At 51.6% G+C, this 25,450-nt stretch carries 26 protein-coding genes; 17 read left to right on the top strand and 9 right to left on the bottom strand.

Annotated elements, in window-relative coordinates; all coding sequences use genetic code 11:
* Positions 1-128: 128 nt before the first annotated feature.
* The 4 genes from aroK to dam all read left to right on the top strand — a co-directional run bounded on the left by aroK (position 129) and on the right by dam (position 4,295).
* Positions 129-647 carry a shikimate kinase AroK gene (gene aroK, locus EHW58_RS08220; RefSeq protein ID WP_025739049.1) on the top strand — a complete coding sequence of 173 codons (519 nt, stop codon included), beginning with the start codon at positions 129-131 and terminating at the stop codon, positions 645-647.
* Between the two features lie 19 nt (positions 648-666).
* A complete protein-coding gene (aroB, locus tag EHW58_RS08215) occupies positions 667-1,746 on the top strand; it encodes a 3-dehydroquinate synthase (protein ID WP_077578255.1) in 1,080 nt (359 codons plus the stop codon).
* Positions 1,747-1,757: 11 nt separating this feature from the next.
* Complete coding sequence (locus tag EHW58_RS08210) at positions 1,758-3,392, top strand: AAA family ATPase (protein ID WP_152795857.1); 1,635 nt, start codon at positions 1,758-1,760, stop codon at positions 3,390-3,392.
* Positions 3,393-3,464: 72 nt separating this feature from the next.
* Positions 3,465-4,295 carry an adenine-specific DNA-methyltransferase gene (dam, locus tag EHW58_RS08205; protein WP_046074762.1) on the top strand — a complete coding sequence of 277 codons (831 nt, stop codon included), beginning with the start codon at positions 3,465-3,467 and terminating at the stop codon, positions 4,293-4,295.
* 23 nt (positions 4,296-4,318) lie between these two features.
* Here dam and EHW58_RS08200 read toward each other — a convergent pair whose 3' ends face one another.
* Positions 4,319-4,507, bottom strand: a complete 189-nt coding sequence (locus tag EHW58_RS08200) for a DUF2970 domain-containing protein (protein WP_046074763.1) — start codon at positions 4,505-4,507, stop codon at positions 4,319-4,321.
* Positions 4,508-4,657: 150 nt separating this feature from the next.
* Between EHW58_RS08200 and rpe the strand changes: the two genes are divergently transcribed.
* The 9 genes from rpe to EHW58_RS08155 all read left to right on the top strand — a co-directional run bounded on the left by rpe (position 4,658) and on the right by EHW58_RS08155 (position 15,231).
* Positions 4,658-5,332, top strand: coding sequence for a ribulose-phosphate 3-epimerase (rpe, locus tag EHW58_RS08195; RefSeq protein WP_046074764.1), 675 nt, complete (start codon positions 4,658-4,660; stop codon positions 5,330-5,332).
* A 10-nt stretch (positions 5,333-5,342) separates the two neighbouring features.
* On the top strand, positions 5,343-6,023 hold the full coding sequence (locus tag EHW58_RS08190) for a phosphoglycolate phosphatase (protein WP_077578257.1): 681 nt from the start codon (positions 5,343-5,345) through the stop codon (positions 6,021-6,023).
* 60 nt (positions 6,024-6,083) lie between these two features.
* Positions 6,084-7,097, top strand: coding sequence for a tryptophan--tRNA ligase (gene trpS, locus EHW58_RS08185; RefSeq protein WP_077578258.1), 1,014 nt, complete (start codon positions 6,084-6,086; stop codon positions 7,095-7,097).
* A 199-nt stretch (positions 7,098-7,296) separates the two neighbouring features.
* Complete coding sequence (locus EHW58_RS08180) at positions 7,297-9,639, top strand: ExeM/NucH family extracellular endonuclease (protein ID WP_152795855.1); 2,343 nt, start codon at positions 7,297-7,299, stop codon at positions 9,637-9,639.
* Between the two features lie 92 nt (positions 9,640-9,731).
* The gene (locus EHW58_RS08175; protein ID WP_077578260.1) at positions 9,732-10,307 is read left to right on the top strand and encodes an aminodeoxychorismate/anthranilate synthase component II; all 576 of its coding nucleotides are present in this window, start codon (positions 9,732-9,734) and stop codon (positions 10,305-10,307) included.
* 369 nt (positions 10,308-10,676) lie between these two features.
* On the top strand, positions 10,677-11,894 hold the full coding sequence (locus EHW58_RS08170; RefSeq protein WP_046074769.1) for an aspartate aminotransferase family protein: 1,218 nt from the start codon (positions 10,677-10,679) through the stop codon (positions 11,892-11,894).
* 29 nt (positions 11,895-11,923) lie between these two features.
* A complete protein-coding gene (gene astA, locus EHW58_RS08165; RefSeq protein WP_046074770.1) occupies positions 11,924-12,946 on the top strand; it encodes an arginine N-succinyltransferase in 1,023 nt (340 codons plus the stop codon).
* A 1-nt stretch (position 12,947) separates the two neighbouring features.
* On the top strand, positions 12,948-14,429 hold the full coding sequence (astD, locus tag EHW58_RS08160; protein WP_152795853.1) for a succinylglutamate-semialdehyde dehydrogenase: 1,482 nt from the start codon (positions 12,948-12,950) through the stop codon (positions 14,427-14,429).
* Between the two features lie 10 nt (positions 14,430-14,439).
* On the top strand, positions 14,440-15,231 hold the full coding sequence (locus EHW58_RS08155; protein WP_046074772.1) for a DUF1338 domain-containing protein: 792 nt from the start codon (positions 14,440-14,442) through the stop codon (positions 15,229-15,231).
* Between the two features lie 67 nt (positions 15,232-15,298).
* On the opposite strand, the gene EHW58_RS08150 is transcribed toward EHW58_RS08155, so the two are convergent.
* The 7 genes from EHW58_RS08150 to EHW58_RS08120 form a co-directional block, all read right to left on the bottom strand.
* Positions 15,299-16,165, bottom strand: coding sequence for an ABC transporter substrate-binding protein (locus EHW58_RS08150; RefSeq protein ID WP_152795851.1), 867 nt, complete (start codon positions 16,163-16,165; stop codon positions 15,299-15,301).
* A gap of 129 nt (positions 16,166-16,294) precedes the next feature.
* Positions 16,295-16,927: a cAMP-activated global transcriptional regulator CRP gene (gene crp, locus EHW58_RS08145; protein WP_002535199.1), complete on the bottom strand. Its 633-nt coding sequence runs from the start codon at positions 16,925-16,927 to the stop codon at positions 16,295-16,297.
* A gap of 249 nt (positions 16,928-17,176) precedes the next feature.
* Positions 17,177-18,046: a phosphoribulokinase gene (locus EHW58_RS08140; RefSeq protein WP_046074773.1), complete on the bottom strand. Its 870-nt coding sequence runs from the start codon at positions 18,044-18,046 to the stop codon at positions 17,177-17,179.
* Between the two features lie 56 nt (positions 18,047-18,102).
* Complete coding sequence (locus tag EHW58_RS08135) at positions 18,103-18,321, bottom strand: YheU family protein (protein WP_046074774.1); 219 nt, start codon at positions 18,319-18,321, stop codon at positions 18,103-18,105.
* Positions 18,322-18,429: 108 nt separating this feature from the next.
* Positions 18,430-19,443, bottom strand: coding sequence for a hydrolase (locus EHW58_RS08130; RefSeq protein ID WP_370517845.1), 1,014 nt, complete (start codon positions 19,441-19,443; stop codon positions 18,430-18,432).
* Positions 19,430-19,906 (bottom strand): TIGR02444 family protein, encoded by a 477-nt coding sequence (locus tag EHW58_RS08125; protein WP_046074776.1) that lies wholly within the window; start codon positions 19,904-19,906, stop codon positions 19,430-19,432. Before EHW58_RS08125 ends, EHW58_RS08130 begins: the two co-directional genes overlap by 14 nt.
* 8 nt (positions 19,907-19,914) lie before the next feature.
* Positions 19,915-21,843, bottom strand: a complete 1,929-nt coding sequence (locus EHW58_RS08120) for an ABC transporter ATP-binding protein (RefSeq protein ID WP_152795847.1) — start codon at positions 21,841-21,843, stop codon at positions 19,915-19,917.
* Between the two features lie 197 nt (positions 21,844-22,040).
* Here EHW58_RS08120 and kefG point away from each other — a divergent pair, with 197 nt between their 5' ends.
* The 4 genes from kefG to slyD are packed head-to-tail and all read left to right on the top strand — an operon-like array spanning position 22,041 to position 25,169.
* Entirely contained in the window at positions 22,041-22,622 is a 582-nt protein-coding gene (gene kefG, locus EHW58_RS08115) for a glutathione-regulated potassium-efflux system ancillary protein KefG (protein ID WP_046074778.1), read from the top strand.
* Entirely contained in the window at positions 22,615-24,414 is a 1,800-nt protein-coding gene (kefB, locus tag EHW58_RS08110; protein WP_152795845.1) for a glutathione-regulated potassium-efflux system protein KefB, read from the top strand. The genes kefG and kefB overlap by 8 nt, the downstream gene beginning before the upstream one ends.
* A gap of 9 nt (positions 24,415-24,423) precedes the next feature.
* On the top strand, positions 24,424-24,627 hold the full coding sequence (locus EHW58_RS08105; RefSeq protein WP_046074780.1) for a YheV family putative zinc ribbon protein: 204 nt from the start codon (positions 24,424-24,426) through the stop codon (positions 24,625-24,627).
* A gap of 50 nt (positions 24,628-24,677) precedes the next feature.
* Positions 24,678-25,169: a peptidylprolyl isomerase gene (gene slyD / locus EHW58_RS08100; protein WP_046074781.1), complete on the top strand. Its 492-nt coding sequence runs from the start codon at positions 24,678-24,680 to the stop codon at positions 25,167-25,169.
* 53 nt (positions 25,170-25,222) lie between these two features.
* Here slyD and EHW58_RS08095 read toward each other — a convergent pair whose 3' ends face one another.
* Positions 25,223-25,444, bottom strand: a complete 222-nt coding sequence (locus EHW58_RS08095; protein WP_046074782.1) for a SlyX family protein — start codon at positions 25,442-25,444, stop codon at positions 25,223-25,225.
* Positions 25,445-25,450: the final 6 nt, after the last annotated feature.

The raw sequence follows: 25,450 nt of genomic DNA, 5'->3' as shown, positions 1-25,450 counted from the left end.
GGGGTCACTGTCCTGAGATAATTTTTAATCTGATCACGAAATATCTGTGAGGAATTGGCGCCTCGGGCTTTTTTCATTAAGCCTGCGGGCGGTGTTGTCTTATTTAACCGCGCGTAAAATTGCTTAAAATGGCTGAAAAACGAAACATCTTTTTGGTAGGCCCTATGGGGGCTGGTAAAAGCACAATTGGTCGTCATCTCGCTCAGCAACTTCATATGGAATTCTATGATTCTGATTCAGTGATTGAAGATCGTACTGGAGCAGACATTGCATGGGTATTTGACGTTGAGGGTGAAGAAGGTTTCCGTAAACGCGAAGAAAACGTGATAAACGACCTCACTGAAGAGCAAGGTATCGTTCTCGCGACTGGCGGTGGCTCGATCATGAGCAAAGAAAGCCGCAACCGTCTCTCTGCTCGTGGTGTTGTGGTGTATTTAGAAACCACCATCGAGAAGCAGCTGGCACGCACCCAACGCGATAAGAAACGACCATTATTACAAACTGACCAACCACGTGAAGTGCTTGAGTCGTTAGCGGAAGAGCGTAATCCTCTTTATCAAGAAATTGCTGATTATGTTGTACGTACTGACGATCAAAGTGCCAAAGTGGTGGCCAATCAAATCATGGCTCTGTTAGAGCAGCAATAACCAAACACAGGACCCGACCATGGAACGGATAGACGTTAACCTAGGGGCACGTAGCTACCCTATCTCGATCGGTGAAGGGCTGTTAGCTGATGCTAGCCTATTTGGGAGCGTCCATTCGCGTCGGGTTGCTGTCATCAGCAACGAGACAGTGATGCCGTTATACGGCGACGCACTGGTCTCAACCTTAAAACAGGCAGGCGCGGCGGATGTCGCTCGCTTGAGCCTACCCGATGGTGAGGCTTACAAGTCTTTAGAGACATTTAACACCATTAACACCTTCCTATTAGAAAACAATTACAACCGTGATGTGGTACTTGTTGCACTGGGCGGCGGCGTGATTGGTGACATCGTTGGCTTTGCCAGCGCCTGTTATCAGCGCGGGGTAGACTTTATCCAAGTGCCCACCACATTACTGGCGCAGGTGGACTCGTCGGTTGGTGGCAAAACCGCCATTAATCATCCACTGGGTAAAAACATGATTGGGGCTTTCTATCAGCCTCAAGCGGTCGTGATTGATACGCAGGTGCTTAGCTCTTTACCGCGTCGTGAATTTGCCGCGGGCATGGCCGAAGTGATTAAGTATGGCATTATTGCCGACGCGCCTTTCTTTGATTGGCTCGATAGCGAAATGGCTGCACTGACAGCGCTCTCGCCGGATGCGCTACGTTATGCGATTCGCCGCTGTTGCCAGATAAAAGCCGATGTGGTCGCACAAGATGAAACCGAGGCGGGTGTCCGTGCACTCTTAAACTTGGGTCATACGTTTGGCCATGCCATTGAGGCAGAAATGGGATACGGCAACTGGCTGCACGGTGAAGCGGTCTCAGCAGGGACGGTGTTGGCGGCTAAAACGGCACAGCAACACGGTCTGATTGAGCCAAAAACTGTGTCACGCATCACTGCCTTGCTGGAAAGTGCTGATCTTCCCATACAGGCACCCAGTGAGATGAACTACGATGCTTTTATTAAGCACATGATGCGTGATAAAAAAGTGCTTTCAGGACAGTTGCGCCTGGTTTTGCCGACAGCGATAGGCCAGGCTCAAGTGGTTGCAGATGTGCCCCATCAGTGTATTGCTGATGTGATTGATGCCGGTTAACCATTGAATGCATGACAGACACTTTTGATACCTTAACCTTGGATCTGGAAAGCCAAACCCAGCTCCTTTCTCGACTGCAATTTATTACCCGCTTTAGTGCCAACTTGATCCAAGTGACTGGGCCTGAGGGGGCGGGTAAAACCTGGCTCAGTGAGCGCTATATGGAGCAGTGGGCAGATGCCCATGTTCATGCATTATTGGCGTGCCACACCGCTCAGAGCGATGCACAGCGCCGCGCTATCTTGCTGCGGCAAATTGTTAAAGATGGGGTGTTTAACGAAGCCGACCCGCTCATTGATAGTCTCACCATGATGCTCGATGGTGGTGGGTGCGATGCCTTATTGGTGATTGATGATGCGCATCGTTTGACCCCCGGTTTGTTGTCAGAGTTGTGGGCCTTGGTACAGCACGCCCAGCACCAAGCCAATTGGCGTATCAACGTGGTGCTTTTCTCGCTACCTGGAAAGTTGAACAAGTGGCTAGGCCAGGTGTCTTACGGGCACGAGCAAAAACCCCTGGAGCTCGAAATCTCTCCCCTCAACGAGGGAGAAGCTGAGATGTTTATTGATGTGCTGGCGGTCACCCAGCGCATCGGTGGCGAGAAAAAGAAACAGTGGTTAGCCAAACTTGCCAATCAAACCGTTTACCCCGGCACCATTATGGGAAAGGACAATCAGGAGACAGGCGCTGTGAGTAAAGATAAGAAAAAGCCCGCTAAAAACAACAAACCCTTCTTAATGCTGCTCCTTGCGGTGGTATTGATGATCGTCGGCGCGGGGGTGATTTGGTGGGTATTTCCAAGCCAGCAAGGTGACGCTGCGTCAGAAGCGGTGCTTCCTGAAGGGCTCAAGAATTTAGATGATTTGCTCAGTGAACAAGAGGAGCAAGCGATCACTGATCCGCAAACCGCGACCCAAACAGGCACACAACCTAGTGCGTCTAACGCGGATGCGGGGAGCGAGACGATGACGTCGCCATCAGCCGATAATGGTGCGGTAACGGAAGATCAGGCGACCCTACCAGACGATATTAATGGTGAAGGGCTGACTGTTGGGCGCAGTGATGAAGGACAGCGTGTTGTGGTGCCCGATGATGTGGTCGATGCGATTATTGACGAACAAGATGCTGGAGGAGACGGCACTGACGCCGTTGATGAGCCATTAGCCAGCGAAATCAGTGAGGCGGTGCCTGCGCCTGCGGCACCACAAACCGCTGCGGATGACGTCGCGAACGCGGGTCAAACAACCGATGAGGGCGCAACGGCATCGGCTACAAATGCCGATTCAGGCAATCGCAGCCAAGACACTCCTAGCCAAAATGAGAGTGGGCGAAATGGGTTGCCTTTAGCGCCACAAGCTTTGCTCAATATCCCTGCCCAGCGTTATGCCCTGCAATTGGCCGCCCTGCAATCTCGGCAAGATGCGGTTGCCTTGATTGAGGATTATCAATTGGCTGATCGCGTGCAGGTGTACCAAACGCAGCGCAATAATGCGACTTGGTATATGGTGCTATTGGGTGACTATGCCAGTGTGACTGAGGCTCGTCGTGCTGAACTAAACTTGGCGGATAATGTCCGTTCACTGCAGCCTTTTGTGAAATCATTCAGTCAGATCCATCGCGAAATTAACCGAGCAAATGGCCAGTAAAATCCGCTGATTGATGAAGCAAAATAGGGTACAATCCGCCCCTTTTCAGACCGCAGAGATAGACTAGGGGCAATGAGAAAGCATCGCGCGTTTCTAAAGTGGGCGGGAGGTAAGTACTCACTGGTCGATGACATTCGTCGTCATCTTCCTGAGGGGAACACGCTGATAGAGCCCTTTGTTGGCGCCGGATCGGTGTTTCTCAATACCGATTATGACCACTATATCTTGGCGGACATCAATCCCGATCTGATCAACTTATACAACATTATCAAGCAAACCCCGATGCGGTTTGTGGCTGATGCGCGCGCGTTTTTTTGCCAAGAGTACAACCAAAAAGAGCGTTATTTGGATGTGCGTCGTGAGTTTAATCTCACCACGGATCCCTACTTACGCTCGTTGTTTTTCCTCTATATGAATCGTCACGGCTTCAATGGCTTGTGTCGTTACAATAAAAAGGGTGGCTTTAATGTGCCCTTTGGCTCCTACAAAAAACCTTACTTTCCGGAAAAAGAGCTCGCGGTTTTTGCCGAAAAAGCGCAACGGGCAGAGTTTGTTTGTGAAGGGTATGCGGAAAGCTTTGCCCGCGCCAAGTTAGGCGACGTGATTTACTGTGATCCGCCCTATGCGCCGCTTACCGCCACGGCGAACTTTACCACCTATGCTACCAATGGCTTTACGCTGGACGATCAAGCCTTACTGGCCGAACACGCTGAACAGGCCTCTGTCAGCCAAGGGATCCCGGTTCTTATCTCCAACCATGATACGCCTTACACGCGTCGGCTATACCGTGGCGCGTCGTTTAACGTGGTGAAAGTCAAGCGTACCATTAGCCGTAATGGACAAGGCCGGAATAAAGTGGACGAGCTACTGGCACTGTTCGACCCGCCATCGCCTACTCTGTGATGCTTCTTATCCGTCTTGGGCCATTAGGTCAACACACTGACTAACGCCAGCAAGGCAGCGACAAAGATCCCAATCATCACCACACCGGTGATGATATACGCCGCCGGCGAATCATGGCCAAAATCTCGTTCGCGATTTTGTTGCGATTGGACGCCAAACAATGCCGCGATGACGCTCTTCATAACGTCAGTGAGTCTAGGTTTGCTGTCCATGATGCCTCCTTTTTTGGCGCCTCTGTTTACTCTAGTCAAGCCACGATAACTTGTCAGTGTTAGCGAGGAGAAAACCGTGAACGGGTAAGACTTCGTGGCCAAAATCGGGTAGAATTGCGGCAACTTTTTGGTAACTGAGGCGACCGTGCTATGAAGGATTTTTTGATCGCGCCATCGATTTTATCTGCTGATTTTGCGCGACTGGGTGAAGAAGTGGACAAGGTGCTCGCCGCGGGGGCGGACGTGGTCCATTTTGATGTGATGGATAATCATTATGTCCCCAATCTCACCTTTGGTGCCCCGGTTTGTCAGGCGTTACGTGACTATGGCATTACCGCCCCCATTGATGTCCACTTGATGGTTAAACCCGTCGACAGGATTATTCCTGATTTTGCCAAAGCGGGCGCCAGCATGGTCACCTTTCATGCAGAAGCCAGTGAGCACATTGATCGTACCTTGCAGTTGATTAAAGAGCATGACATGCAAGCGGGCTTAGTCTTTAACCCGGGCACGCCGTTGCATTATCTCGATTACGTGATGGATAAGCTGGATATGATCTTGCTGATGTCGGTCAACCCAGGCTTTGGGGGGCAGTCGTTCATTCCCACCACGCTTGATAAACTCCGAGCCGTTCGACAGCGTATTGATGCCAGCGGTCGAGACATCCGTCTCGAAATCGATGGTGGTGTAAAAGCGAACAACATTGCTGAGGTTGCTGAGGCAGGCGCAGATATGTTTGTGGCGGGCTCCGCCATTTTTGGTCAGCCAGATTACAAGGCCGCCATTGATGAAATGCGTGCCGAACTGGCAAAAGTAGAAAGGTAGTTGAAGTAGTATGAGCCTGCGTTATATTGCATTTGATTTAGACGGCACCTTAGTCGATAGCGTGCCAGATTTGACCCAAGCGCTGCAGATGATGTTAGCCGATTTGGACAGACCCACAGTGAGCGTTGCGGAGGTCACCGGCTGGATTGGTAATGGTGCAGATATCATGATTCGTCGTGCATTATCGCGTGCGCATAATCACGATCCCGATTTAGACCCAGCCTTGGTGGCGCAAGCCAGAGAGCGCTTCAATTTCCATTATGAAAACAATGGGCACGAAAAGACGGTGCTGTACCCTGGGGTGAAAGACACCTTGAATCACTTACACCAGCAAGGCTATCAACTGGGGGTCGTCACCAATAAGCCCTACGCCTTTGTGCCGGCCATTTTAGCTGATTTAGGCCTGGCCGAATTATTTACCGATGTGATCGGTGGCGATAGTTTGTCGACCAGCAAGCCCGATCCTGAAGGCCTACACCTGCTGCGCGACAAGCACGGATTAACCAATGCCCAGATGTTGATGGTCGGTGATTCAAAAAATGATATTTTGGCGGCCCAGAATGCCGGATTCGCCTCCGTCGGCCTGACCTATGGCTACAACTATGGTGAGCCCATCAGTGACAGCCGACCTACCTATATCTTGGACAACTTTAGTGAGTTAGTTTCTGTGGTTGCCAACCACCCCGTATAACGCGTTTAATAAGTCAATAAGACCGCCCCCACGGGCAATATGTAAAGGAATCAAATCATCATGAGTCAACCTTCAAAACCCATTGTATTGAGTGGTGTGCAACCCTCTGGCGAGCTGAGTATTGGTAACTATCTGGGCGCGTTGCGTCAGTGGGAACAGATGCAAGATGATTATGACTGCCAATATTGCGTGGTGGATTTACATGCGATCACCGTCCACCAGGATGCTGACGCGTTACGCGAAGCCACGCTTGATGCCTTAGCGCTTTGCTTGGCGGTGGGGGTGAGCCCAGAAAAAAGTAACCTGTTTGTGCAGTCACACGTGCCTGAACACGCGCAACTGAGTTGGGTACTTAACTGCTACACCCAAATGGGTGAGTTAAACCGGATGACCCAGTTCAAAGACAAGTCGCAGCGTCATGCTGAGAACATTAATGCGGGGCTGTTTGGCTATCCGGTGTTAATGGCAGCAGATATCTTGTTGTATCAAACTAACCAGGTGCCCGTTGGTCATGACCAAAAGCAACACCTGGAGTTGGCGCGTGATGTGGCGACCCGCTTTAACAACCGTTATGGCGATGTGTTTGTGCTTCCAGAGCCCTACACGCCTGATGTCAATGCGCGGGTCATGAGCCTACAAGATCCGACCAAAAAAATGTCTAAATCGGACGATAATCGCAACAATGTGATTGGTTTGCTGGAAGACCCTAAAGTGATCGCGAAAAAGATTAAACGTGCGGTGACTGACTCCGAAGAGCCACCACGGGTGCGTTTCGATATTGCGCAAAAGCCAGGGGTGTCTAATCTGCTTGGACTATTGTCGGGCGCCACGGGTGAGTCGATTGACGCGCTCGAGCAAGCCTACGAGGGCAAGATGTACGGGCATTTGAAAAAGGATACGGCCGATGCGGTGGTCGCTATGCTTGAGCCGTTGCAAGCGCGTTATCACGAGTACCGTGCCGATCGCGCACTGCTTGATAGCGTGATGCAAAAAGGGGCAGCCCATGCTTCGGCGCGCGCGCAAGAGACACTGCGCAAAGTCTATGACGCGGTTGGCTTTGTTCCACGCGTATAACGGGTCACTAAAAGATGACAAAAGCAGCGGGTGAAAGCTCGCTGCTTTTTTTTAACATAACTGAACCAGCTTCTCACTTCTAATTACTTCATCAATAATCGCTGATTCCGGTGCGATTCATATCACGTCATATCCTGTATCTATCATGAATAATACACTCGATTTTCGAGTAAACACTCAATTACGTGAAGGAACAGGTATGAAAAAGCCAATGATGTGGTCACCGCTTGCGCTGGTAATGGCGGGGATTGCACTGCCCGCGGCGGCAAAAGCGCCACTTACCGAGAGCTACCAATGTGGGGTGACCACCCCGACCCCCATTTATGCCATTCAAGGCGACGGGGCGCGGAGCCCGCTTGTCCCGGATGGCAAATATAGCTCAGACAAAACTTATGCCGTGCAAGGGGTGGTGACGGCGGTCACTCAGGGTTTGTATAAAGGGGTCTGGATTCAAGATCCGCAAGGTGATGGCAACCCTGCCACGTCTGACGGGTTGTTTGTCTATTTGCGTGACGCGCAACACTTAGCGTTGGCGCCCGGCGATACCCTTTGTGCCAGCGGTAAAATTAAAGAGTACTACGGGCATACCCAGCTAGGCGTCACGGATGGACAGGTGGCAAAAGGGCCTTACCAAGGTGATGTGCTACCCACTGCCATCCGTGTGGGGGCAGAGGAAACCCTTGATCAGGCACTGGAGCGCTATGAAGGCATGAAGGTGACCATGGACGCTGACAGTGAATTAGTGATCACCCGTAACTTTGGTTTTGACTACGATGCGTTCCGTAACAACATGGTGTTATCGCATCAGGCACCTTTGTATAAACCGACACAATTGTATCCAGCATTAACACCAGGCGCTGAGGCGTTGGCAGAGAAAAATGCCCAAAACCAGCTTTATATTGAAACCGACCAGAAAGCGAAAGATGGCGAGATCCCGTACTTCCCTGGCCTTGATGCTGAGCAAGGCTATTTGCGGATTGGCGATCGCATCGAACGGTTGAGTGGTGTGCTGGGCTATAGCTACAGCCAGTATCGTCTGGTGGCGACTAACACGATCACCGCTGGGGATATTGTGCATCGCAATGACCGTCAACCGGCGCCTAAGACGGTACCAGGCACAGATATTAAGGTCGCGAGCTTTAATGTGCTTAACTACTTTACTAGCGCCAGTGCGGTCGGTGGCCCACTCAATGTGACCTGTGAAGATCAAGCCGACGCGGATGCGAGCCGTGGCTGTAACCGTGGCGCAAAAACCGCGGCTGAGTTTGAACTGCAACGCTCGAAAATCGTTAACGCATTGACGGCAATGGATGCTGATATCGTTGGGTTGATGGAGATTGAGAACAACGGCTTTGCAGCGGGTAGTGCCATTGATGATCTGGTGACTCAACTCAACGCCCAGTTTGCTGACCCCCGTGATCACTACCAATTTGTTGAACCGAGTGAGGCGGAGAAAAATCAAGGCGCTTACTTTGGCTCTGATGCCATCATGGTAGGCATGATTTATCGTCCTGCGACAGTGGCATTAGCAGGCAATGCCCAGGCTATCCCAATGCCCGAGCAGCATATCAGTGGCGAAAGCCCAGACGGAGAAACCAAGGCACTTGACAAATACCAGCGTGATAGCTTGATCCAACGCTTTATGATTAATGATCAGCCTCTTAGTGTGGTGGTGAATCACTTCAAATCAAAAGGCTCGGGCTGTTATGAAGATTGGGTTGCCGGCGAGTTTGATAGTGAAACGGCTGATCTGCAGGGCCGTTGTAATGAGTTCCGTGTCTCTGCGGCGGTGGCATTACGTGACCGGTTAAACACCGTAGAGGGTGATGTCCTGATCTTAGGTGACTTGAATGCGTACGCGCAAGAAGATCCTGTTCGTGTGCTGACGGACTATCAGCGTCGCGAGGGTCAGCGCGATATTCTCACCGCTGCGGGCACGGAAATTCGTGGTGTGCCTATGCATGCAACCGGCCAACCGGTGGAAGAGGGATTGGGGTATACCAATTTGGCCACCGACTGGTTAGGGGACAAAGCCTATTCGTATTCGTTCTCTGGAGAGCTGGGTGCGCTCGATCATGCTTTGGCCAATGCCAGCTTGGCAAGCAAAGTGGTTGGCGTAGAAGAGTGGCACATTAACTCGGTAGAAAGCACGCTGTTTGAATATAGCCGCCAGTATACGGGTGATTTGGTGAAATCGGACAATGCGTTCTCATCCTCCGATCACGATCCTGTCTTGATCTCGCTTGACTACCCAGAGCCTGTGGTGCCTGTTTCTGTGACCGTGAACAATCGCAGCATTTTACCGATTGTGCCGCTGCTTAACGGACAGAAAAGCCCGGTTCATGCGTGGATGAAATGGCGCGCGACGCGCACGTTCAACCAAGCCAGCCCTTTGGTTCAATCCTTGGCGTTAAGCGCAGATGATCGTATTGCGGTTGCGGTGAAAGCCTTGGGGTTGTTCCCTGTATACTGTGGCAGCGCCCCCGCTGATACACCGATGACAGTGACATACACTGGCTTTCGCTGTCAGTTAAATCGTTAACCAATAAGCGTCGTCCCTAGCTCACGCTAGGATGACGCCCTATAAGCACTGTGTTAGCATCATGCCGGTTTTCAATCGCATGGCCGCGCACAGTGCTTCTTATCATCGATAACTACGACTCGTTTACCTACAACCTGTATCAATACTTTTGTGAATTGGGCGTATCTGTTTGCGTCAAACGCAATGATGCGATTAGCTTGGCGGAGATAGAGGCGATGGCACCCACGCATATCGTGGTCTCGCCAGGCCCGTGTACCCCAGATGAGGCTGGGATCTCGCTGGCGGTGATTGAGCACTTTGCGGGAAAGATCCCCTTGTTAGGTGTCTGTCTGGGCTACCAAGCCCTAGCGCAAGTATTTGGTGCTAAGGTGATACGCGCGAGGGCAGTGATGCATGGTAAAACCTCGCCCGTTGATCACGAAGGACAAGGTGTCTTTGCGCATTTGCCAAGCCCGCTTACCGTCACGCGATATCACTCCTTAGTGGTAGATCCACACAGCTTACCTGCTTGTTTGATGGTAACAGCGACCACCACGGAGGCGGATGGACGTGAGATCATCATGGGGTTAAAACACCGAGAGCTCGCGGTGGAAGGGGTCCAATTTCATCCAGAAAGCATCCTCACCCAAGAGGGACATGCGTTACTGGCTAACTTTCTCCAGCAATAAAGCCGACAGGATCAAGGCGCGACAGTTTTAAGCGCCATTACCTCGGGGCATCCCAGTCGTGCCCACTATTACACCCTCTTGCACAAAATAGCGATCTTTATCACTAATTTTACATTTCGCGATTTTTGACTGCCTTATCAATGGCTGCAACCTTATGCAACCTGGGTGTTGTCTCCCTTCAGTCTTGCCTATTTGGCATCATAGCCTTGCTCGCTCTGCGCTTCTCCCTGTTCACAGTTTATGCATAACTATCTCTGTAAACTGCATGAGATCGGTTACCCTGCTGAAAACAAAACATAATCTGCTATTGCCGCGGTTAAAATAATGTAAATACTATGCGTCATAGATAAAACACAGAAGGATTGAGTGATGACAATGGAGCACAAAGTAGAACGTAAACTCTTCGATGAAGTCATGGTGCCATGTTACAACCCAATGCCGATGATCCCAGATCATGGTAAAGGGTCGCGCATCTGGGATCAGGAAGGTCGAGAGTATATCGATTTTGCCGGTGGTATCGCGGTGAGCTGTTTAGGCCATTGTCATCCGGTAATGGTGGACGCACTGACCGAACAAGCACAGAAGCTGTGGCACCTGAGTAATGTGATGACCAATGCCCCGGCATTACGCTTGGCAAAACGCCTCACAGAGCTGTCTTTTGCCGATCGTGTTTTTTACGCAAACTCAGGCGCCGAGGCGAACGAAGCCGCACTGAAACTGGCGCGTCGCTGGGCAAAAGAAGAGCACGGCGAGCACAAAAGTGAAATCATCGCGTTCACCAAAGGTTTCCACGGTCGTACCTTCTTTACCGTTACGGTAGGGGGACAGCCCGCTTATTCCGACGGCTTTGGCCCTAAGCCTGGCGATGTGACCCACCTTCCCTACAACGACATCGCCGCATTGGCTGACCATATCTCCGATCGCACCTGTGCGGTGATGATGGAGCCATTGCAAGGTGAGGGCGGCATCGTGCCACCGGAGGCAGGCTTTTTGCAGGCCGTGCGCGAGCTGTGTGATAAGCACAATGCGTTGTTGATTTTTGACGAAGTCCAAACCGGTAATGGCCGTACTGGCACCTTCTATGCCTATCAAGAATCAGGGGTCGAGCCGGACATTCTGGCGACCGCTAAATCATTAGGTGGCGGGATCCCCATTGGTGCCATGCTTACCACCGAACGTCTCGCGGCACATATGAAACCTGGCGTTCACGGCTCCACCTATGGCGGCAACCCACTGGCGTGTGCCGTGGCAGAAGCGGTGGTCAATGAAGTGACCAAGCCTGAAGTTTTAGACGGTGTGATTGAGCGAGAGCAATGGTTCCGTGACGGTTTAGAAGCGATTAACGATAAGTACGGTATCTTCAGTGAAGTCCGTGGCAAAGGCTTGCTACTCGGTGCGGCACTGAATCAAGACTGGGAAGGCCGTGCCCGCGATATTTTGGTTGCCGCGGGTGAAGAAGGCCTGTTGGTATTAGTCGCCGGCCCAAATGTGGTGCGTTTTACCCCCTCATTGGTGATTACCAAAGCTGATATTGAAGAAGGGATGGCACGCCTAGAGCGCGCGATTGCGAAGGTCGTTGCAGGATAAGCGACCTCATACACTCGGAGGGATTTGAGATGTTAGTTATTCGGCCTATCCGTGCATCAGATTTTGATGCACTGATGTTGTGTGCGGAAGCGTCCGGCCATGGGTTTACCTCGTTGCCGGTGGATGCCGATTTGCTACAAGGGCGAATTGATAATTCGCTAGAAAGTTTTGCCAAAAAGGTGACAGAGCCTGGCCCGGAAGGCTACTTGATGGTCGCTGAAGATGTAGAAACGGGTGAGATTGCTGGGACAACAGGCATCGAGGCCGCGATTGGCCTCGACAACCCATTTTACAGTTACCACCTGACGAAGGTGGTGCACTCGTCGCGCAAACTGAATGTGCATAACATCGTGGAAGTGCTGACGTTTGGCAACAACTACACCGGCACGACAGAGATCTGCACCTTGTTTATGCGCCCTGAGTTTCGTGGCGGCCTAAACGGCAAGCTCTTGTCCAAGTGTCGATTTTTGATGTTGGCACAATTTCCAGAGCGTTTCGCAGACGTGGTCTTTGCTGAAATGCGTGGTGTGTCTGACGACGAGGGGAACTCGCCGTTTTGGCAATGGTTGAAGGATAACTTCTTTAACATTGACTTCACGTTGGCTGACTATCTCACCGGGATTGGGGCGAAAGGCTTCATTGCTGACCTGATGCCAAAATTGCCGATTTACGTGAGCCTGCTTAGTGAGGAGGCGCGAGCGGTGATCGGGCAAGTGCACCCAAATACCCGCCCAGCGTTGCGCTTGTTGGAAAAAGAAGGCTTTTCGTGCCGTGGTTATGTCGACATCTTTGATGCCGGCCCCACGGTGGAATGCTTACGTCACAATATCGAATCCGTGCGTCATTCTTTTAACGCCTCGGCAAGCGTAAGAGAGCACAGCAGCGCGCAGGACTATTTGATATCGAACACGGACTTTGCCGGTTTCCGCGCCACGGCGGCGAAAGCGGCGGTGGATCATGAAACCAATCAGGTGGTGATCAGCCCCGCGGTAGCAGACGCATTGAATGTAAAAGAAGGCGATCAGCTGCGTTTGATTGCCATGGAGGGATAAGATGACAAAGCAATCAGCAGGCCATCTGATTAACGGTGAATGGGTGAAAGGCGAGGGCGAGGTGATGACCTCGCAAAATCCCTTTGATAGTCAGTGTATTTGGCAAGGTGAAGAAGCGACGCGCCCCCAGGTTGAACAAGCGGTTAGCGCCGCACGTGAAGCCTTTCTTCGTTGGCGTAATACTGAATTTGCCGAGCGCCAAGCGCTGGTTGAGCGCTTTGCCGAGATAGTGAAAGCGAATACGGATGATTTAGCGCGCACCATTGCGGAAGAGACGGGCAAACCATTCTGGGAAACCAAAACCGAAGTCGGTGCCATGGTGGGAAAAGTGGCGATCTCGGTGCGTGCCTACCACGAGAGAACGGGCTCACGCGAGAAGGACGTCAATGGCACGCAAGCCGTGTTGCGCCACCGCCCGTTAGGTGTGATGGCAGTCTTTGGTCCCTACAACTTCCCGGGTCACCTGCCCAATGGTCACATTGTGCCTGCGCTTTTAGCCGGTAACAGTGTGGTATTCAAGCCGTCAGAGTTGACGCCGAAAGTGGCGGAGAAAACACTGGCGTATTGGCTAGAGGCGGGGCTGCCACATGGCCTTATCAACTTGGTGCAAGGTGGCCGTAATACCGGTGAGGCACTCGCGCAAGCGCGCGGCATCGACGGACTGCTATTTACCGGTAGCGCCAATACTGGCCATATTCTCCACCGCCAGTTTGCCGGTCAGCCTGATAAGATGCTCGCACTTGAAATGGGGGGAAATAACCCCTTGGTGGTCAGTGATCAGTTTGGTGATTTAGAGGCCACCGTGTATACCATCATTCAGTCAGCGTATCTTAGCGCCGGCCAACGCTGTACCTGTGCGCGCCGCTTGCTGTTGCCTGAGGGTGAAGTGGGTGACAAGATCTTGACGCGCCTAGCTCAATGGACAAAAACCGTGCGTGTAGGCGGTCAGTTTGATGATCCGGCTCCGTTTATGGGCGCACAGATCTCAGTGGCGGCAGCGGAAGGCATCCTGGCGACACAACAAAAGCTTGTTGATCTGGGCGCGAAGCCAGTGATTGAGTGTGAACATCAGCATGATGCGGTGATCTCGCCAGGGATCTTGGATGTCAGTGGTATCCAAGACTTACCGGATGAAGAGTATTTTGGCCCGTTGTTGCAAGTGCAGCGTTACCAGGATATGGCCGATGCGGTCACCAAAGCCAATGACACCCGTTATGGATTGTCTGCCGGACTTATCAGTGAAGACGATGGTGAATGGCAGTATTTCCTTGACCATATTCGTGCAGGGATTGTTAACCGCAACCGTCAATTGACCGGAGCCAGTGGCGATGCGCCATTTGGTGGGCCAGGTGCTTCGGGGAACTTACGCCCTAGCGCGTATTACGCGGCAGATTATTGTGCTTATCCGATGGCATCCATGGAGGGCGAGCAGGTGATGCTTCCCGAGACATTCGCCCCCGGTATACCGACTCAACAGGACTAAGGAGAGCAACATGGACAGTGGCCAAGCGTTATTCGACAAACTGTGGCAGGACTACATCAACCGCCTGTGCCCTTCGGCACATAAGGTGCATGCCTTATTAGAGGAAGGGCAACCTTTGATCAATGATCATATTGCCTTACGTACATTTGGTTTGCCTAAGGTTGGGCTAAAGGTACTCGCGCGTCCATTTCTCGCCTTGGGGTATCAGCAAAAAGGTGACTATACCTTTGAAGCGAAAAAGCTCAATGCTTGCCATTTTGAGCACCCCGATCCCTTGATGCCGAAAGTCTTTATCAGTGAGTTGATGGTCGAGCAATGCTCGCCCGCGCTTCAAGCGATTGTTGAGAAGCTGGTGGCACAAGTTGATGCGTCGTCACTTACAGGCAGCGATTTTCTCCATCAGGGCCGCCTATGGGATATTGATTGGGCAACCTATCAAACGCTTGCCGAAGAGAGTGAATATGCGTCTTGGGTGGCGGCACACGGTTATGGTGCGAACCATTTTACCGTGAGTGTGAATCAGCTGAATGCGCATGATGATTGCCTCTCGGTGAACAACCGATTGCGCGATAATGGCTTTGCGATTAACGAGTCAGGCGGGGAAGTCAAAGGGGATGCATCTGTGTATCTGGAGCAATCCTCTACCATGGCGGACCGCGTGCCCGTTACTTTCTCCGATTGCACGCAAACCATCCCGGGTGGCTTTTACGAGTTTGCCAAGCGGTATGTGTTGCCCAATGGTGAACTTTACCAAGGTTTTGTGGCTGCTTCGGCAGACAAAATCTTTGAAAGCACCCATTAGTGCGTCACGCATTGCTTATCGACATCATGGGAAAAGGGAGCGTGTGATACGCTCCCTTTTTTATCGTCTATTGGGCCTCGATGTCGAGCCAAAACGTGTCTGGAATCGCTTGTGTTTCGTTGCTTAAATGCGGGTTATCGACTCGGATGACAGTACGCTCACCAATGTTCGCCTTTTCAAAGGTTTCCTTAACTAAAGGCGCATTATTGAAAAACTCGATAAATGATCCGTCTTGATACGCCGCTTCAAAAGCGCTATTTAACATCTCGGCGACGTCAGCATGTTGCGGAGACACAAACAGGAACATCGGAAAGCGATAGATCAGCATCAGGTGTGGGTCAACTAACAGATTACCGTATTGCGGCCGCTCGGCTAATTCACTAAAAGGCTCAATCAAGGCACGAGGGAAGAGATCGGCCCGGCCCGTATCAACCACTTTGAAAATGTTTTCAAAGCTCGATATTTCACGTACGCGAAATCCCGCTGAGTTAAGCACCTTGACGTCGGCCCAACCTTGTCCCTGAATCATAGTCAGAGACTGCAAGTCACTCGCGCTACTTATCTGAGCAAGTTGGGGCTCGGTGGCTTGGTTGGTAATAAACAGGCGGTGGCCGAGTAAGCCACGAAACACGGGATAGCGAACGGGGATCAATTCAGCTTCCAGTGTACGGTCGGCACCAAGCCAGTCGACGGTGAGCTTGCCTTGCTTGAGCATTTCCACCTTACGAGATTGAGAGCCAATTTGGCCGTCAAAGGCTTGTAAGGTAACAGATCCTCCCGACTTTTCGGCAAGAAACTCGATGAGCTCAATGGCATAGAGATCAAGCGCCGAGCCGGCGCGTGGCTCGGGGTGGACAATCGTCGTATTGGACGCAGCATGGACTGAAAACACAGAGAGCGCGAAGGCGGTGAGGGTAACCATGAGTTTTTTCATAAACGACACCTTGTTAATTTTATGTTAACCATGTCGTTTTGAGTGTAGAAGCAATCCGCGTGCTTGCCAGATAATGGAGATAAAAAACCGACGCCAGGGCGTCGGTTGGTGATACAGAGAGCGGCGCGATTAGCGTGTGCCGTATACCACGATGGTTTTACCGTGTGCGGAAATGAGGTTTTGCTCTTCCAGCATTTTAAGGATACGTCCCACTGTTTCGCGTGAGCAGCCAACGATTTGGCCAATTTCCTGACGGGTGATCTTAATCTGCATACCATCAGGATGCGTCATGGCATCAGGCTGCTTCGCCAAGTTCAATAGGGTTTGTGCAATGCGCCCTGTGACGTCCAGGAAGGCAAGATCCCCCACCTTTTGGCTCGTTACCTGCAAGCGGCGCGCCATTTGTGAGGACAAGCGCATCAAGATATCAGGATTCACTTGGATAAGCTGGCGGAACTTTTTGAATGAAATTTCTGCCACTTCACACGGTGATTTGGCGCGTACCCAAGCAGTGCGCTCTTGGTCTTCTTCGAAAAGCCCGAGCTCACCGATGAAGTCACCTTGGTTAAGGTAAGACAGGATCATTTCCTTGCCTTCTTCATCTTTGATCAGTACGGCCACAGACCCTTTCACGATGTAATACAAGGTCTCCGCCTTTTCACCAGCATGGATAAGCGTGCTTTTCGACGGATACTTATGAATATGACAATGTGAAAGGAACCACTCGAGTGTAGGGTCTGTTTGAGGTTTTCCTGGAACCATATAACTTATTTCCTCTGCATGTGTTGCCCGGCAACAACGTCCTATCTTTGTCTGAGGGGTAACCCATCAGATCATTGCACAGAATACGAAGTCTGAACGCGGGCTACAAGCTCACTGTATGTTAACAAGAGTGTATCTTTTTTTGTTGGTGATTTCTTGATTTTGATCTAGGCCAACCGCCTAAAAAACTGGCAAAAACGTGGCTAAGATCACGGCTTGAGAAGTAATACATCATGAATGCGCTACGCCTCAGCCAATCTTGCCTTTTTCTATCAATTGCTGAATCAATGGACGGATGATCAATTCCATTGCAAAGCCCATTTTTCCTCCCGGCACCACTAAGGTGTTATGGCGCGACATAAACGACCCAGTGATCATTTGCAACAGATAAGGGAAGTCGACGTTTTTCATGCCACGAAAGCGGATCACCACAAAGCTTTCATCCAAAGACGGAATCCCTTTGGCATTTAATGGGTTTGAGGTATCTACCGTGGGAACGCGCTGAAAGTTGATATGGGTGCGAGAAAACTGCGGGGTGATATAGTGCAGGTAATCATCCATTGAGCGCACAATCGAGTCGGTCACCGCTTCACGAGAATGGCCTCTATCGCGCGTATCGCGGACAAATTTTTGAATCCACTCTAAGTTGACGATGGGGACCATACCAATCAAGAGATCGACGTGCTGCGCAACGTTGACGTCACCGTCGACCACGCCGCCGTGCAATCCTTCGTAAAACAATACATTGGTATTGTCGGCCAAGTCTTGCCATGGCGTGAAGGTACCAGGCATTTGGTTATAGGGCACCGCTTCATCAAAGGTATGTAAGTAGCGGCGGTACTTCCCGGTGCCTTGGTCACCATACTCACGGAAAAACTGCTCTAGCCGCGGGAAGTCGTTGGCGGTGGGGCCAAAATAGCTGATATGTTTACCCTGCTCACGCGCTTTACGGATCTCGACGTCCATTTCGGGACGGGTAAAGCGATGAAAGCTGTCCCCTTCTAGCCAAGCCGCTTTGATGTTCATCATTTGGAACATCTTTCGGAAGGCTTCCGAGGTGGTGGTGGTGCCGGCTCCTGACGAGCCGGTGACCGCAATAATTGGATGTTTAGCCGACATGACGCGCCCTGTCATTCAGTCTGAATTTGTATCGCGATACGGCGAGTACTGCGATGCTAGGATCCGAGTGCTGCTTTACGACGAATATCCACTGTCTCGTGCAACTCAGAATACACAATCACGGCTTCTCCGGATTGCAGTTGTTGGCGAACGTCCTCCACTTTTTGTGCAAAGCTGACTTCTTGCTCACCATAATCGGTTCCTTCCCGTAACACAAAATGCTCAATTAAACCTGTGAGTGTCTCGTCGGGAATCGATTGCCATGGAACCATCATACTACATCACCTTTTATCGATCTCAGGATGGCATGCTAGGGTGCCTGATGTGAATGTTGTGAATTGGCTCGCATTTTACCCGATCATTCCGCGTAATGCAGTGGTTCTCTACGCTTTCTTGATCGTGCGCGTGTCACTCACACGATCCGAATGAGGTGATGGTACGGGTAGATAAGTGGCAAGCCAGTGGGGGACGGCGTGCTCAAGCCAAAACTGTGGCTGTCGCCAACTACCGGCGACAAAGCCAACATGGCCGCCATGTTCAGTGAGTTGGTAATCAATGTTTGCGGGTAACGGGGACGTAGGGATCACCGCGTCGGTCATAAAAGGATCGTCTTTGGCATGAATAATCGCCAGTGGGGCCTTGATGGTGTCGAGCACCGATAAACCACTGCAGGCGCGATAATAGTGGAGGGCATCGTCAAAGCCATGAAGCGGAGCGGTGACGGTTTGGTCGAACTCGAACAGAGTGTTTATCGCCGGGCGCTCCCCCGCGTGCCATCGGCCTACTTGCTGATGCCGTGTGAGCTTTTCCGCTAGGGTTTGTCGCATCGAGCGCAATAAATAGGCTTGATAAATACGGGAAAAGCCTTGCTGGATACGCATCGAGCAGGCGGCAAGGTCAAGTGGCGGCGACACGGCGCAGCCACAGGCCACGATGGGATCATCGTGATAGTCCGCCAGGTAACGCACCAGCATGTTTCCCCCCAAAGAGACCCCGACTGCGCCAATTTGACTCTCTGGATAGGTTTGACGCAAATGGGTTAAGAAGGCGCGTGCGTCCTGGGTTTCTCCCGAGTGATAGGTCCGCGCGGCACGATTGAGGCGGCCACTGCAGCTGCGAAAGTGCATCACCACGCCGCACCAACCTTGGCGTTGGAAGGCCGCGAGCAAGCCGTTGGCATACGGGCTGTCAAAACTGCCTGCTAAGCCATGGAATAAAACAACAATCGGCTGTCCATGTTGCGGCTGATGCGTCCACGCCAGATCAACAAAATCGCCATCGGGCAGGTCAAATTGCTGCCAGCGAGGGGTGAAAAGCGGGGCACGACGCAGAAAGCGAGGCAACAAGGTTTGCAGGTGCGCATTCCGCGCGCTGGGAATGGGTTTAAACGGTGTCATCATGGTTGCTTCCCTGTTCCTCGGCGGGTGTCACCTTCAGTGATGTGTATAGGTTGCGTGCTGATGGTGACAACTGACGGCAATAGTAGGCGAGAGGAGAGGCGGTGTCCGTGAGCCAGGTTTGACGATTCAGGGCATCGACTAAATCTTGCTGTTGGAATTTTTCTAAGCTGAGCTCGAAGTTAAGCATTTTTTTATATTGCCCACTCCCGACACGCGGCTTGATGTCACGCCGTAAATGACGGTAAGCAATCAGTAAGTGCTCAGAGCGGCTCAATGCGTGCTTCAGTTGTGTGAGGCTCTCGGGCGCAAGACCATAGCCGTGTTGTTCAATCCAGGCGAGTAATAAGGCAAGGTTGACGTTGCCTTGATGCTCGTCTTGGAGCCTGAGGCAAGCTTGCTTCACCTCTGGCTTGCCATAATGATGTAAACAAAACTGCCATAGGTCGGCGGGGTTCGCCATCCCAGGGGTTAGTGTTGATTGAATGTCGCCTCCAGGGCTTCCAGCTCTTCTTGTCGCTCCATCCATTCTTGTTCCACCTCTTCGAGCGTCGATTTGGCATCCGCTTGACGTTGCAATTGCGCCGTGAGTTGCGCCTTATTATCAGTGTGATAAATGTCAGGGTCCGCCAACTGATTTTCTGCGTCAGTGATAATGGCAGAGAGTTGCTCTATCTGTGTGTCGAGATTGTCAATTTTTTTCCGCAAAGGCGCGGTTTGCTTGCGTAACTCGGCATCGCGGCGTTTTTGCGCTTTGCGATCCATCTGTGTTTGTTGCGGCGCTGTTTTCTCCGCGGCCGCTTGTTTTTTGGTCTCGGCGCGATCGGCGCGCTGTTGATCGGTCAGCCAGCGATGATAATCGCTCAAGTCTCCATCAAAGGGTAGCACTGCGCCATTGTCGACCAAGTACAAATCATCGGTGGTGGCGCGCAGCAAAAAGCGATCGTGACTGACAATCACCATCGCGCCCTCGTAGGACTGTAAAGCGAGTGTCAGCGCTTGGCGCATATCCAAGTCCAGATGGTTGGTTGGCTCATCAAGTAACAATAAGTTCGGCTTTTGCCAGACCAGTAAGGCGAGCACAAGGCGGGCTTTTTCTCCGCCAGAGAAGGGGCCAATAGGCTCGAGCGCCTTGTCGCCTTGAAAGCCAAACCGGCCGAGAAAATCACGCAAGGTTTGCTCAGCGGTGGTGGGGGCCAACCGGTTTAAGTGCTGAAGTGGTGTATCGTCGATGCGTAACGTATCGAGTTGGTGTTGGGCAAAATAGCCAATTTTAACCCCTTGTGAATAGGTTAATTCGCCCGCCATGGCGGGTAAGCTGCCCGCGAGGAGTTTAATCAGGGTCGACTTACCCGCACCATTGAGCCCCAGTAAGCCAATGCGCGCCCCCGGCACCAGGTTAAGGCGAATGTTTTCAATAATGGGGGTCTTATCATAACCGGCCGCCACCCTGTCCATCATTAAAATGGGAGTGGGTAAGGCATCCGGTGTGAAGAAGGTAAAACTAAACGGATTATCGTATTGCGCGGGCAATACTTTCTCCATGCGCTCGAGCGCTTTAATCCGGCTTTGCGCTTGGCGGGCTTTGGTCGCTTTGTAGCGAAAGCGGTCAATGTACGATTGCATGTGGGCAATTTGCTTTTGTTGCTTCTCGTACTGCGCCTGTTGTTGGGCCAATTTTTGCGCGCGCATCTGCTCAAAGTCAGAATAATTACCGGTATATTCATTAAGTTTTTGATGCTCAATATGAATAATCCGGTTGACGACAGGATCCAAAAAGTCCCGGTCGTGGGAGATCAACACCAAGGTGCCTGGGTATTGTTGTAACCATTTTTCCAGCCACATCACCGCATCGAGATCCAAGTGGTTGGTCGGCTCATCCAGCAACAATAGATCAGAGCGGCATAATAGCGCTTGTGCTAAGTTCAGTCGCATTCGCCAGCCCCCTGAGAATTGGGTGAGCGACCAGTGGACTTGGGGTTGGCTAAAGCCCAAACCATCAAGCAGACTCGCGGCGCGAGCTTCAATGGTGTAGCCACCAATGGCATCCAATTTGTCGTGTAACATCGCCACCGCGTTACCATCATCACGGGCTTCGGCGTCGCGTAGGGCTTGTTGGAGCTCGCGGTATTCGCTGTCGCCATCAATGACATATTCAAGGGCGCTTTTATCAAGTGCGGGGGTCTCTTGCGCTACCCAAGCCACTTGCCATTGGCTTGGGTAATCACAACGGCCGGCATCCAGGGATAATTGGTGGCGGAGTAAGGCAAACAGGCTAGATTTGCCACAGCCATTTTTGCCCACCAAGCCGACTTTGTCGCCTGGTGAGATAGTGGCTGAAGTGTGGTCAAGCAGGGGCTTACCACCACGAAGCAGTTGAATGTCGGAGAAGCGAATCATGATTACTCAGTCTGTCTCGGGTTGATGGATGCGCATTGTTGCGCGGTCGTTATACCAGCTTGATACGGGGATTGCCAAATTCTACCGTGTCATCCTACTGGTCAGACACAGACGGGGCATATTTGTGTGTTAAAGTTAAAAACACGGAATAAATGAACAGATTGCGTTCTGACCATAATCATAAGACAAGGAAGCCTATGCCCCGAGATAAGGCTGAAAGCCCCTCTCTTCCTAAGGTACTGGTGATTTTTGCTCACCCCGACCCCGATGAATCCGTTGCTAATCGTCGTTTAATTGAGGCCATTACCCCGCTGGCCCATGTCACCGTGCACGATATTTACGCTGCATACCCTGATTTTGTGGTGGACGTCCATCATGAGCGCGCGTTGGTCACTGACGCCGATGTGTTGGTCTTTCAGCATCCACTGCAAATGTATTCCTGTCCGGCGCTGTTAAAAGAGTGGATAGATGTGGTGCTAGGGAAAGGGTTTGCACATGGCCAAGGTGGGGATGCGTTGGCAGGTAAAACCTGTCGCTTTGTAGTGACCACCGGGGGGGCGGCCGAAGCGTTTAGCCAACAAGGTTACAATAAATATTCGATGGCCGAGCTCTTGCAGCCCTTTGAATTGACTGCCTCATTATGTCGGATGTATTGGATCCCACCGTTGGTCTTGCACTGGGCGCGTCGCGTTGGCGATGCCGATCGCGAGGCGTTTGCCGAGATTTATGCCGATTGGCTCGCCGATCCGCTGGTGCAACAAGGAGGAGAGGATGGATAACAACCTCTTATCGGTGGCTTTTGTCTTTTTATTGGCGGCGGTGATTGCGGTTCCGTTGGCGCAGCGCTTGGGCATGGGCTCTGTCCTTGGCTATTTGCTGGCAGGCATAGTGATCGGGCCCTGGGGGCTGGGCCTAGTCCGTGATGTGGATGCGATTCTCCATTTTGCGGAGTTCGGCGTGGTGCTGCTGCTTTTTCTGATTGGCTTGGAGTTGAACCCCAAAAAGTTGCTCCAGATGCGACGGCCGATTATCGGGCTTGGGGGCAGTCAGGTCGTGGTCACAGCGTTGTTTATCGGTGTGATTTGCGCATTGGTCGGCTTGACACTCCCGCAAGCGTTGGTGATTGGGGTTGGCTTGGCGCTTTCTTCAACCGCGATTGCGATGAAGATTATCGAAGATCAACGCCTAATGCGCAGCGAAACCGGGCAAGCGGGATTTGCCGTCTTGCTCTTCCAAGATATAGCGGTGATCCCGATGCTCGCGATGATCCCCGCGCTTGCCGGTGGCAGTGCTGGCAGTTGGCTCGACGTATTATGGATGTTTGTCGGCATTGGTATTTTGCTGGTGGGCGGTCATTTCCTGCTGCGTCCGTTGTTTCGTTTAGTGGCCATGAGCGGTGTTACCGAGCTATTTACAGTGACCTCGCTGGCCTTGGTGATAGGGATTGCCCTCGCCATGCAAGCGTTAGGATTATCAATGGCGCTAGGTGCTTTTCTTGCGGGCGTATTGCTTGCGGAAAGTGAATACCGTCATGAATTAGAAACCGCGATTGAGCCTTTTAAAGGTTTGTTGCTTGGGCTGTTCTTTATTGCGGTGGGAATGACCGTTGACCTTGGTTTATTGCTCGACTATCCATTGGCCATACTGGGAGCGGTCGCGGCGTTGGTCTTGGTGAAGACCTTGCTGCTTTATGGCTTGGCGCGTGCCTTCGGGGTCGCACCGAAAGCGCGTAGTCAAATGGCGGTATTACTCAGCCAAGGGGGAGAATTTGCGTTTGTCATTTTCACTGCTGCGCGTAACCAGGGTTTGCTTGACCAAGAGTTAAACGCGTTTTTGTTGGTGGTGGTGAGCTTGTCGATGATGACCACGCCTTTAATGTTGACGGTTCAACAACGTTGGTTTGCTCGCACGTTTAATGAGCCTGAAGAAGCGCCACCACAAGGGCAGTTTGAGCAGGCCGATGCGCGCGTGATCATTGCCGGTTTTGGTCGCTTTGGTCAGGTGGTAGGCCGGTTGATGTTCGCCAATAAAATTGGGGTAACCATATTAGAACGTGATCCGACGCAAATTAAGCTGCTACGTCGTTTTGGCTATGAAGTGTATTATGGCGATGCAACTCAGCTCGATTTATTACGGGCGGCAGGCGCGCATACCGCTGAAGCGATTGTGATTTGTACTGATTCGCCTGATGAAGTGATGGAGATTGTTGATCTTTGTGCGCGCCATTTCCCTAACCTTAAAGTAATGGCGCGGGCAAGGAGCCGTGTAGAGGCTTATCAATTGATGGCACAGGGCGTGGATCAATTCTCGCGTGAAACCTTTTTGGGGGCCCTTGAACTCGGGAGGCAGACGCTAGAGTCACTGGGTATGCATCCGTATAAAGCCAAGCGAGCCGAAATTTTATTTCGTAAGCTGGATATGCGGGTATTGCAAGATCTATTGCCGCAACACAGCGAAGACTTGGCGACGGCCTCCCGAGCGAAAGAAGCACGCAAAGAGTTGGAAGAAATTTTTGACCGAGAAATGCGTGGTGATAGTGAGCGGCACCAAAGTTGGAATCGAGATGAGTAAGGTGTTGAAGTGAAAAAACGTTTCATTGCTGGGGCTGCTTGCCCAGCGTGCCAACAGCTCGATACGTTACGAGTGTGGCGCGAAAATAATATTGACAAAGTAGAATGTGTCAGCTGCGATTATCATGATAGTCGGTTGCCTGATTCGGCACAACAGTCACACTCTGGTGCCGAGTCAGCAGAGAATGTCATTGGGATCTTTAAACCGGAGTAGGGGATCCGTTATCATCGGCAGTCCATTTACCTTCCGGTCTCGGAGCGAGCATGAAAATTGCAAAAGATGTGGTAGTCAGCCTGGCTTACCAAGTAAAAAATGAAGATGGTGCACTTGTTGACGAATCAACAGCACAAGAGCCTCTCCAATACCTGCACGGTCATCGTAACCTGATTGTAGGTCTTGAGAACGCGCTGGAAGGCCGCGAAAAAGGTGAGAGCTTTGACGTGACTGTAGGCCCAGACGAAGCTTATGGTGACTACCAAGAAGCCATGGTACAACGCGTACCTGCTAACGTATTCCAAGGCGTAGACCAAGTAGAAGTGGGCATGCGCTTTATGGCAGAAACGGACCAAGGCCAAATCCCAGTTGAAGTGACTGAAGTTGATGGTGAAGAAGTGGTGGTTGACGCTAACCACATGCTAGCCGGTCAAACCCTGTCTTTCTCTGTGGAAGTGGTTGACGTTCGCGAAGCGACAGAAGAGGAAGTGTCTCACGGTCATATTCACCAAGACGGTGAAAGCTGTGGTCACGACCACTAAGACGGTATCCGTCTGTGGTGAATGAAAGGCGCCGAATGGCGCCTTTTTCGTAGTCAGTAGTGTGGTGGCGGGGTTTCTTCTGCTTGGCTGGCAATGTTTTCCGGCTCTATGTTTTTTAACTTACTGACTAAGTATTGAATTTGCACTGTCATACGCTCAATATCCCCCTGCTGCTGGGTTAACGCGCTGTTGAGCTGCTCGATGGTGTCTTCTTGAAAAGCGACCTTATATTCCAGGTCGTCGATTTGCTGCTGTAACTTATCAATCTCGCTCATACTGCT

The organism is Salinivibrio sp. VYel1, from assembly GCF_009377945.1.
Classification (GTDB): domain Bacteria; phylum Pseudomonadota; class Gammaproteobacteria; order Enterobacterales; family Vibrionaceae; genus Salinivibrio; species Salinivibrio siamensis.
The sequence above is the reverse complement of the archived record's forward strand: the minus strand, read 5'-3'. Positions and strand labels throughout refer to the sequence as shown.

What these genes read in the sequence shown, in the direction of transcription:
- aroK (WP_025739049.1), top strand. Translation starts at nt 129, where the DNA reads ATGGCTGAAAAACGAAACATCTTTTTGGTAGGCCCTATGGGGGCTGGT.
- aroB (WP_077578255.1), top strand. Translation starts at nt 667, where the DNA reads ATGGAACGGATAGACGTTAACCTAGGGGCACGTAGCTACCCTATCTCG.
- EHW58_RS08210 (WP_152795857.1), top strand. Translation starts at nt 1,758, where the DNA reads ATGACAGACACTTTTGATACCTTAACCTTGGATCTGGAAAGCCAAACC.
- dam (WP_046074762.1), top strand. Translation starts at nt 3,465, where the DNA reads ATGAGAAAGCATCGCGCGTTTCTAAAGTGGGCGGGAGGTAAGTACTCA.
- EHW58_RS08200 (WP_046074763.1), bottom strand. Translation starts at nt 4,507, where the DNA reads ATGGACAGCAAACCTAGACTCACTGACGTTATGAAGAGCGTCATCGCG.
- rpe (WP_046074764.1), top strand. Translation starts at nt 4,658, where the DNA reads ATGAAGGATTTTTTGATCGCGCCATCGATTTTATCTGCTGATTTTGCG.
- EHW58_RS08190 (WP_077578257.1), top strand. Translation starts at nt 5,343, where the DNA reads ATGAGCCTGCGTTATATTGCATTTGATTTAGACGGCACCTTAGTCGAT.
- trpS (WP_077578258.1), top strand. Translation starts at nt 6,084, where the DNA reads ATGAGTCAACCTTCAAAACCCATTGTATTGAGTGGTGTGCAACCCTCT.
- EHW58_RS08180 (WP_152795855.1), top strand. Translation starts at nt 7,297, where the DNA reads ATGAAAAAGCCAATGATGTGGTCACCGCTTGCGCTGGTAATGGCGGGG.
- EHW58_RS08170 (WP_046074769.1), top strand. Translation starts at nt 10,677, where the DNA reads ATGACAATGGAGCACAAAGTAGAACGTAAACTCTTCGATGAAGTCATG.
- astA (WP_046074770.1), top strand. Translation starts at nt 11,924, where the DNA reads ATGTTAGTTATTCGGCCTATCCGTGCATCAGATTTTGATGCACTGATG.
- astD (WP_152795853.1), top strand. Translation starts at nt 12,948, where the DNA reads ATGACAAAGCAATCAGCAGGCCATCTGATTAACGGTGAATGGGTGAAA.
- EHW58_RS08155 (WP_046074772.1), top strand. Translation starts at nt 14,440, where the DNA reads ATGGACAGTGGCCAAGCGTTATTCGACAAACTGTGGCAGGACTACATC.
- EHW58_RS08150 (WP_152795851.1), bottom strand. Translation starts at nt 16,165, where the DNA reads ATGAAAAAACTCATGGTTACCCTCACCGCCTTCGCGCTCTCTGTGTTT.
- crp (WP_002535199.1), bottom strand. Translation starts at nt 16,927, where the DNA reads ATGGTTCCAGGAAAACCTCAAACAGACCCTACACTCGAGTGGTTCCTT.
- EHW58_RS08140 (WP_046074773.1), bottom strand. Translation starts at nt 18,046, where the DNA reads ATGTCGGCTAAACATCCAATTATTGCGGTCACCGGCTCGTCAGGAGCC.
- EHW58_RS08135 (WP_046074774.1), bottom strand. Translation starts at nt 18,321, where the DNA reads ATGATGGTTCCATGGCAATCGATTCCCGACGAGACACTCACAGGTTTA.
- EHW58_RS08130 (WP_370517845.1), bottom strand. Translation starts at nt 19,443, where the DNA reads ATGACACCGTTTAAACCCATTCCCAGCGCGCGGAATGCGCACCTGCAA.
- EHW58_RS08125 (WP_046074776.1), bottom strand. Translation starts at nt 19,906, where the DNA reads ATGGCGAACCCCGCCGACCTATGGCAGTTTTGTTTACATCATTATGGC.
- EHW58_RS08120 (WP_152795847.1), bottom strand. Translation starts at nt 21,843, where the DNA reads ATGATTCGCTTCTCCGACATTCAACTGCTTCGTGGTGGTAAGCCCCTG.
- kefG (WP_046074778.1), top strand. Translation starts at nt 22,041, where the DNA reads ATGCCCCGAGATAAGGCTGAAAGCCCCTCTCTTCCTAAGGTACTGGTG.
- kefB (WP_152795845.1), top strand. Translation starts at nt 22,615, where the DNA reads ATGGATAACAACCTCTTATCGGTGGCTTTTGTCTTTTTATTGGCGGCG.
- slyD (WP_046074781.1), top strand. Translation starts at nt 24,678, where the DNA reads ATGAAAATTGCAAAAGATGTGGTAGTCAGCCTGGCTTACCAAGTAAAA.
- EHW58_RS08095 (WP_046074782.1), bottom strand. Translation starts at nt 25,444, where the DNA reads ATGAGCGAGATTGATAAGTTACAGCAGCAAATCGACGACCTGGAATAT.